Source organism: Streptomyces olivochromogenes, assembly GCF_021538895.1.
Taxonomy (GTDB): domain Bacteria; phylum Actinomycetota; class Actinomycetes; order Streptomycetales; family Streptomycetaceae; genus Streptomyces; species Streptomyces olivochromogenes_A.
Genome location: NZ_JADDRL010000211.1, coordinates 1 through 8,062, shown reverse-complemented (window position 1 = coordinate 8,062; position 8,062 = coordinate 1). Strand labels below are relative to the sequence as shown.

Here is an 8,062-nt window from a genome sequence, read left to right as displayed (position 1 = left end):
AGACTTCCGGGCAACGGCGCTCAATGACCGCGCAAGACCACGTCAGTGAACCGTGGCCTGCCGAGCCTTCTGTGCGGCGATGGCGGGATAGCGCATGGTGAACAGGACGGGGACGATGAAGGTGACGACCTTGATGACGATGGCGGCGGTGGTGGCGTGCGGATCGGCCTTGATCAGCACGGCCAGCGCACCGGCCGCGACGAGGAAGGACACCCCCCACACAGTGGTGATCGTCGCGTTCGTGCGGAAGAACGCCTTCGTCTTCCACACATGCTCCGGCGCGATCTTTCGCGCCAGACCCAGCGTGAACGGCCGCCCGATGAGCAGCGAACCGAACGCCGTGGCGGCGAGCCAGGCGTCCACGAGGGCAGGGCCGTAGGGGATCAGGTTGGAGTCGGGCTGCTTGTACGAGAGCCAGGTGATGCCCGCGAAGAACGCGAGGGCACTCACCTCGATCACCATCTCGTCCCACTGCTTGCCCGACTTGCGTCCCCGGAAGATCACGAACGCGGCGATCGCCAGTCCCCACTCCGCGCCGCTGCGCCACTCGTCGCTCGTCGCGATCGCGGCGTAGGCGATCCAAGGTAGGAAGCTGATGAGGTAGCGGGTCATGGAAAGCTCCTTTCTACCCGCCATTGAGTCAGCCGTTCCTTGCGGGGCGCTAAAGCGGAAAACACCGGAAAAGAACACGCACTTTAGCCGTCCCCAACCAAGCCGACGCACGCTCTTGCGACAACAATTCCCGGACTAGGCCCGTTCCGGCTCAGGGAACGGCTGGAGGAAAGCGTGTCCCGTCGACTGTTCACCTCGGAGTCGGTGACCGAGGGCCATCCCGACAAAATCGCCGACCAAATCAGCGACACCATTCTCGACGCACTTCTCGCCCAGGACCGGGGCGCCCGCGTCGCGGTGGAAACCCTGATCACCACCGGCCAGGTGCACATCGCCGGCGAGGTCACCACCGCCGCCTACGTCGATATCCCCACGCTGGTCCGCCAGACGATTCTCGGCATCGGCTACGACTCGTCGGCCAAGGGATTCGACGGTGCCTCCTGCGGCGTCTCCGTCTCCATCGGCGCCCAGTCGCCCGACATCGCCCAGGGCGTGGACGACGCCTACGAGAGCCGCGTGGAGGGCGCCATCACTGCCGCCCAGGTCGACGAGCTCGACCGGCAAGGCGCCGGCGACCAGGGCCTGATGTTCGGCTACGCCTGCGACGACACCCCCGAGCTGATGCCACTGCCCATCGCGCTCGCGCACCGCCTCGCCCGCCGTCTGGCCGAGGTCCGCAAGGAGGGCCCGCTGCCCTATCTGCGCCCGGACGGCAAGACCCAGGTCACCATCGAGTACGAGGGCGACCGCCCGGTCCGCCTGGACACCGTCGTCGTCTCCTCCCAGCACGCCCCGGACATCAGCCTCGACGCGCTGCTCGTCCCCGACCTGCGCGAGCACGTCATCGAGCCCGCCCTGGCCGGCCTCGACCTGGACACCACCGGGCACCGGCTCCTGGTCAACCCCACCGGCCGGTTCGAGATCGGCGGCCCGATGGGCGACGCCGGCCTGACCGGACGGAAGATCATCGTCGACACGTACGGCGGCATGGCCCGCCACGGCGGCGGCGCGTTCTCCGGCAAGGACCCCTCCAAGGTGGACCGCAGCGGCGCGTACGCGATGCGCTGGGTCGCCAAGAACGTGGTCGCCGCCGGTCTCGCCCGGCGCTGCGAGGCACAGGTCGCCTACGCCATCGGAAAGGCCGCCCCGGTCGGCCTGTTCATCGAGACGTTCGGCACCGAGACCGTGCCGGTCGAGCGGATCCAGCAGGCCGTCACGGACGTCTTCGACCTGCGCCCGGCCGCGATCGTGCGCGACCTCGACCTGCTGCGCCCGCGCTACGCGCAGACCGCCGCGTACGGCCACTTCGGGCGCATCGGCGCCGACTTCACCTGGGAAGCCACCGACCGGGCGGACAAGCTCCGCCAGGCCGCCACCGGCTGAGCGGGGGCGGGCTCATGCGGATCGCCGTCACCGGTTCCATCGCCACCGACCATCTGATGACGTTCCCCGGCCGCTTCACCGACCACCTGGTCCCCGGTGAGCTGTCGAACGTCTCGCTCTCCTTCCTCGCCGACACCCTGGAGGTACGCCGCGGCGGAGCGGCCGCCAACATCGCCTACGGACTCGGCCAGTTGGGGCTCTCCCCGGTCCTGGTCGGCGCCGTGGGGCCGGACTTCGCCGACTACCAGGTCCATCTGAAGGAGCACGGCGTCGACACCGACTCCGTCCATGTGTCGCCCACCGCGCAGACCGCCCGCTTCGTGTGCACGACCGACCGGGCGCAGAACCAGATCGCCACGTTCTACGCGGGAGCCATGGCCGAGGCCCGCACCCTGGCCCTCGCCCCGGTCGCCGAGCGGCTCGGCGGCCTCGACCTGGTGCTGATCTCGCCGAACGACCCCGAGGCGATGGTCCGCCACACCGAGGAGTGCCGGCGGCTCGGCATCCCGTTCGCCGCCGACCCCTCGCAGCAGCTCGCCCGCCTCGACCCGCAGGCGGTGCGCACCCTCGTCGACGGCGCGGACCGCCTGTTCACCAACGCCTACGAGTCCGTGCTCGTCCGGGAGAGCACCGGCTGGACCAGCGGTCAGATCCTCGACCGGGTCGGCTCCTGGGTCACCACGCTCGGCGCGGACGGCGTCCGCATCGAGCGCGCGGGTGAACCCGCCGTCACCGTCCCGGCCACCCGGGTGCGCGAGGCCGCCGACCCCACCGGCGTCGGCGACGCGTTCCGCGCGGGCTTCCTCGCCGGGCTCGCCGCGGACCTGCCCGAACCGACGGCGGCCCGCCTCGGCTGCGTCCTGGCCGGCCTCGCCCTCGAAGCCCCGGGCCCCCAGGAGTACGTCCTGGACCGTACGACCGTGACCGCCAGGCTCGTCGAGGGCTACGGCGAGCCGGCCGCCGCCGCCCTCGTCCCGTTCCTGGAGGCCGCCCTGTGAGCGCCCAACGCAGCGCGACCGCACAGCAGTTGCGGGACGCCCTCGCCACCCGGGTGGTCGTCGCCGACGGCGCCATGGGCACCATGCTCCAGGACCGGGAGCCGACGCTCGACGACTTCCAGGGCCACGAGGGCTGCAACGAGATCCTCAACGTCTCGCGCCCCGACATCGTGCGCTCCGTCCACGACGCCTACTTCGCCGCGGGCGTGGACTGCGTCGAGACCAACACCTTCGGCGCCAACCTCGCCAACCTCGGCGAGTACGACATCGCCTCCCGCATCCGCGAACTCGCCGAGGCCGGCGCCCGGCTCGCCCGGGAGGTCGCCGACGGCCACAGCACCGCCGAACGGCCCCGCTGGGTCCTCGGCTCGGTCGGCCCCGGCACCAAACTGCCCACCCTCGGGCACGCCCCGTACGCCGCTCTGCGCGACGCCTACCAGGAGCAGACCGAGGGCCTGATCGCGGGCGGCGCGCACGCCGTGCTCGTCGAGACCACCCAGGACCTGCTGCAGACCAAGGCCGCCCTGATCGGCGCCCGCCGCGCCCTGCGCAGGGCGGGTGCGGACCTGCCGCTGTTCGTGCAGATCACCGTCGAGACCACCGGCACCATGCTGCTCGGCTCCGAGACGGGCGCGGCCCTGACCGCCCTCGAACCCCTCGGCATCGACCTGATCGGCCTCAACTGCGCCACCGGCCCCGCCGAGATGAACGAGCACCTGCGTCACCTGTCGCGGCACGCCCGCACCGGCATCTCCGCGATGCCCAACGCGGGCCTGCCCGTGCTCACCGCCGACGGCGCCCACTACCCGCTCGGCCCGGAGGAACTCGCCGCCGCCCACCGCCAGTTCGTCACCGAGCACGGTCTCAGCCTGGTCGGCGGCTGCTGCGGCACCACGCCCGAGCATCTGCGCCAGGTCGCCGAGGCCGTACGCGACCTCGAACCGGCGCGCCGCGACCCGCGCCCCGAGCCGGCCGCCGCGTCCCTCTACACCTCCGTGCCGTTCCGGCAGGACACCTCCTACCTGGCCATCGGCGAACGCACCAACGCCAACGGCTCCAAGGCGTTCCGCGAGGCCCTCGTCCGCGAGGACTGGGACGCCTGCGTGGAGATCGCCCGCGACCAGATCCGCGACGGCGCGCATCTGCTCGACCTGTGCGTCGACTACGTGGGCCGCGACGGCGTCGCCGACATGGTGGAGCTCGCCGGCCGACTCGCCACCGCCTCCACGCTGCCCGTCGTCCTCGACTCCACCGAACCCGCCGTCCTGGAGGCCGGGTTGGAGCGGCTGGGCGGCCGGGCCGTCGTCAACTCCGTGAACTACGAGGACGGGGACGGTCCCGACTCCCGGTTCGCGCGGATCATGCCGCTGGTCACCGAGCACGGTGCCGCCGTCGTCGCGCTCACCATCGACGAGGAGGGCCAGGCCCGTACCGCCGAGTGGAAGCTGCGCGTCGCCGAGCGCCTCATCGCCGACCTCACCGGCCAGTGGGGGATGGCCGAGGGCGACATCCTCGTCGACTGTCTGACCTTCCCCATCGCCACCGGACAGGAGGAGACCCGCCGCGACGGCGTCGAGACCATCGAGGCGATCCGGGAGCTCAAGCGCCGCCACCCGGACGTACAGACCACCCTGGGCCTCTCCAACATCAGCTTCGGGCTCAACCCGGCCGCCCGCACCGTCCTCAACTCGGTCTTCCTGCACGAGTGCGTGGCCGCCGGACTCGACTCCGCCATCGTGCACGCCTCGAAGATCCTGCCCATCTCGCGCATCCCGCAGGAGCAGTTGGAGTGCGCGCTGGACCTGGTGCACGACCGGCGGAGCGAGGGCTACGACCCCCTCCAGCGCTATCTGGAGCTCTTCGAGGGCGTCGACAGCCGCTCGGTGAAGGCCTCCCGCGCCGCCGAACTGGCCGCGCTGCCGCTGGCCGACCGGCTGCGCCGGCGCATCGTCGACGGTGAGCGGGGCGGCCTGACCGCCGATCTGGACGAGGCGCTGACCGGGCACTCCGCCCTGGAGATCGTCAACGACATCCTCCTCGACGGCATGAGGACCGTCGGCGAGCTCTTCGGCTCCGGGCAGATGCAGCTGCCGTTCGTGCTCCAGTCCGCCGAGGTGATGAAGGCCGCCGTCGGCCACCTCGAACCGCACATGGAGCGCTCCGACTCCTCCGGCAAGGGCACCCTGGTGCTGGCCACGGTCAAGGGCGACGTCCACGACATCGGCAAGAACCTCGTCGACATCATCCTCACCAACAACGGCTACAACGTGGTGAACCTCGGCATCAAGCAGCCGGTCTCCGCGATCGTCGAGGCGGCCGAGAAGCACCGCGCCGACGCCATCGGCATGTCAGGCCTCCTGGTCAAATCCACGATGATCATGAAGGAGAACCTCCAGGAGCTCAACGACCGCGGCCTCGCCACCACCTACCCGGTCATCCTCGGCGGAGCCGCGCTCACCCGGGCGTACGTCGAGCAGGACCTGCACGCGATGTACGACGGAGAGGTGCGCTACGCCCGGGACGCCTTCGAGGGCCTGCGCCTGATGGACACCCTGACCGCCCTCAAGCGCGGCGAGGCGGGAGCCGAACTGCCCGAACTCAAGCGCCGCCGGGTGCGCGCGACGGCCACCCCCCGGGCCGGGGAGGAGCGGCGTGCCCTGCCCGCCCGCTCGGACGTGGCCACGGACAACCCGGTCCCCACCCCGCCCTTCTGGGGGACCCGCGTCACCAAGGGCATCCCGCTCGCCGACTACGCCTCATGGCTCGACGAACGCGCCACGTTCATGGGGCAGTGGGGGCTCAAGTCCGCCCGCGGCGGGAGCGGACCCTCGTACGAGGAACTGGTCGAGACGGAGGGCCGGCCGCGGCTGCGCGCCTGGCTGGACCGGCTGCACACCGACAACCTGCTCGAAGCGGCCGTCGTGCACGGCTACTTCCGGTGTGTCTCCAAGGGCGACGACCTGATCGTCCTCGACGAGGACGGTACGGAACGCACCCGCTTCACCTTCCCGCGCCAGCAGCGCGACCGGTACCTGTGCCTCGCCGACTTCTTCCGCCCCCAGGACGCGGTGGATTCGGTCTCGGGGGAGACGGACGTGGTGGCGTTCACGACGGTCACCATGGGCAACCGCGTCTCCGAGGCCGCGAACGAGCTGTTCGCCGCCGACGCCTATCGCGACTACCTCGAACTCCACGGCTTGTCCGTGCAGTTGACCGAGGCGCTGGCCGAGTTCTGGCACGCCCGCGTCCGCGCCGAACTGGGCATCGCGGAGCGGGACCCGGCGGACCTGGCGGGCATGCTCCGTACCGACTACCAGGGCTGCCGTTACTCCCTCGGCTACCCGGCCTGCCCCGACCTGGAGGACCGCGCCAAGATCGTCGGCCTGCTCCGCCCGGAGCGCATCGGGGTCACGCTCTCCGAGGAGTTCCAGCTGCACCCGGAGCAGTCCACGGACGCCCTGATCCTGCACCACCCGGAGGCCGTCTACTTCAAGACGACCGGCGGCCCGGCCGAGGAGACCGACCGATGACCACAGCCGCCACCACCTCGTCGGCCGGTTCCCTGCGGGACCTGCTGGCCGCCGGAGTCCGCACCTACTCCTTCGAGTTCTTCCCGCCCAGGACGGAGGCGGGGGAGCGGACCCTGTGGGACGCGATCCGGCGGATCGAGGCCGTCGCCCCCACCTTCGTGTCGGTGACGTACGGCGCGGGCGGCTCCTCCCGCGACCGTACGATCGCCGTCACCCGCCGGATCGCCGCCGAGACGACGCTGCGCCCGGTCGCCCACCTCACCGCCGTCGACCACTCGGTGGCCGAGCTCCGCCACATCGTCGGCCAGTACGCCGACGCCGGGATCCGCGACGTCCTGGCCCTGCGCGGCGACCCGCCGGGCGACCCGCGCGGCCCCTGGACCGCGCACCCCGACGGCCTGCGCCACGCCTACCAGCTCGTCGAACTCGTCCGCGCGGCGGGGGACTTCAGTATCGGTGTCGCCGCCTTCCCGGAGCGTCACCCGCGCTCGTCCGACTGGGACAGCGACATCCGGCACTTCGTCGCCAAGTGCCGGGCCGGCGCCGACTACGCCATCACGCAGATGTTCTTCGACGCCGAGGACTACCTGCGGCTGCGCGACCGCGTGGCGGCCGCCGGCTGCGAGACGCCGATCATCCCGGAGATCATGCCGGCCGTCCACGCCCGCCAGATCCAGCGTTTCGCGGAACTGAGCGACGCACGCTTCCCGAGGGACCTGGCCGAAGCCCTGGAGGCGGCCCGCGACGACCCCGACACCGCCCATCGCATCGGCGTCGACCACGCCACGGCCCTGGCCGAGCGGCTCCTCGCCGAGGGCGCGCCCGGCCTGCACTACATCACCCTCAACCGCTCCATGGCGACCCTCGACATCCACCGCAACCTGACCCACCGCACCGAGAGGCCCGCGCATGCCCGCCAACACCCCTGACCACAAGGTCGCCGACCTCTCCCTGGCCGAGTTCGGCCGCAAGGAGATCACCCTCGCCGAGCACGAGATGCCGGGCCTGATGGCGATCCGCGAGGAGTACGCCGAGGCTCAGCCCCTCGCCGGCGCCCGCATCACCGGCTCCCTGCACATGACCGTGCAGACCGCCGTGCTCATCGAGACCCTGGTCGCGCTCGGCGCCCGGGTCCGCTGGGCCTCCTGCAACATCTACTCCACCCAGGACCACGCGGCCGCTGCGATCGCCGCCGCCGGGATCCCGGTCTTCGCCTGGAAGGGCGAGACCCTTGAGGAGTACTGGTGGTGCACCGAGCAGGCGCTGACCTGGGCGGACAGCCCCACCGGCGGTCCGAACATGATCCTGGACGACGGGGGTGACGCCACCCTCCTCGTCCACCAGGGCGTCGAGTACGCCAAGACGGGCGAGCTCCCGGCCCCCGACAACGAGGAACTCGTCGTCATCCGCGCCCTGTTGGAGCGCAGCGGCCTCGACTGGTCCGCCGTCGCCTCGGAGATCCGCGGTGTCACCGAGGAGACCACGACGGGCGTGCACCGTCTGTACGAGATGCAGCGCGACGGCGTGCTCCTCTTTCCG

At 71.4% G+C, this 8,062-nt stretch carries 6 protein-coding genes; 5 read left to right on the top strand and 1 reads right to left on the bottom strand.

The features are described 5' to 3' along the window. Positions 1-42: 42 nt before the first annotated feature. Positions 43-612, bottom strand: a complete 570-nt coding sequence (locus IPZ69_RS45600) for a hypothetical protein (protein WP_235460819.1) — start codon at positions 610-612, stop codon at positions 43-45. 174 nt (positions 613-786) lie between these two features. Between IPZ69_RS45600 and metK the strand changes: the two genes are divergently transcribed. From metK to IPZ69_RS45575, 5 genes are all read left to right on the top strand, one after another. Beyond that, positions 787-1,995 (top strand): methionine adenosyltransferase, encoded by a 1,209-nt coding sequence (metK, locus tag IPZ69_RS45595; protein WP_235460818.1) that lies wholly within the window; start codon positions 787-789, stop codon positions 1,993-1,995. A gap of 14 nt (positions 1,996-2,009) precedes the next feature. Next, positions 2,010-2,993 (top strand): carbohydrate kinase family protein, encoded by a 984-nt coding sequence (locus IPZ69_RS45590; protein WP_235460817.1) that lies wholly within the window; start codon positions 2,010-2,012, stop codon positions 2,991-2,993. Beyond that, positions 2,990-6,523, top strand: coding sequence for a methionine synthase (metH, locus tag IPZ69_RS45585; RefSeq protein WP_235460816.1), 3,534 nt, complete (start codon positions 2,990-2,992; stop codon positions 6,521-6,523). Before IPZ69_RS45590 ends, metH begins: the two co-directional genes overlap by 4 nt. Further along, entirely contained in the window at positions 6,520-7,452 is a 933-nt protein-coding gene (gene metF, locus IPZ69_RS45580; RefSeq protein ID WP_235460815.1) for a methylenetetrahydrofolate reductase [NAD(P)H], read from the top strand. Before metH ends, metF begins: the two co-directional genes overlap by 4 nt. Beyond that, a partial coding sequence (locus tag IPZ69_RS45575) for an adenosylhomocysteinase (protein WP_235460814.1) occupies positions 7,433-8,062 on the top strand: 630 nt, incomplete at its 3' end. The genes metF and IPZ69_RS45575, both read left to right, overlap by 20 nt.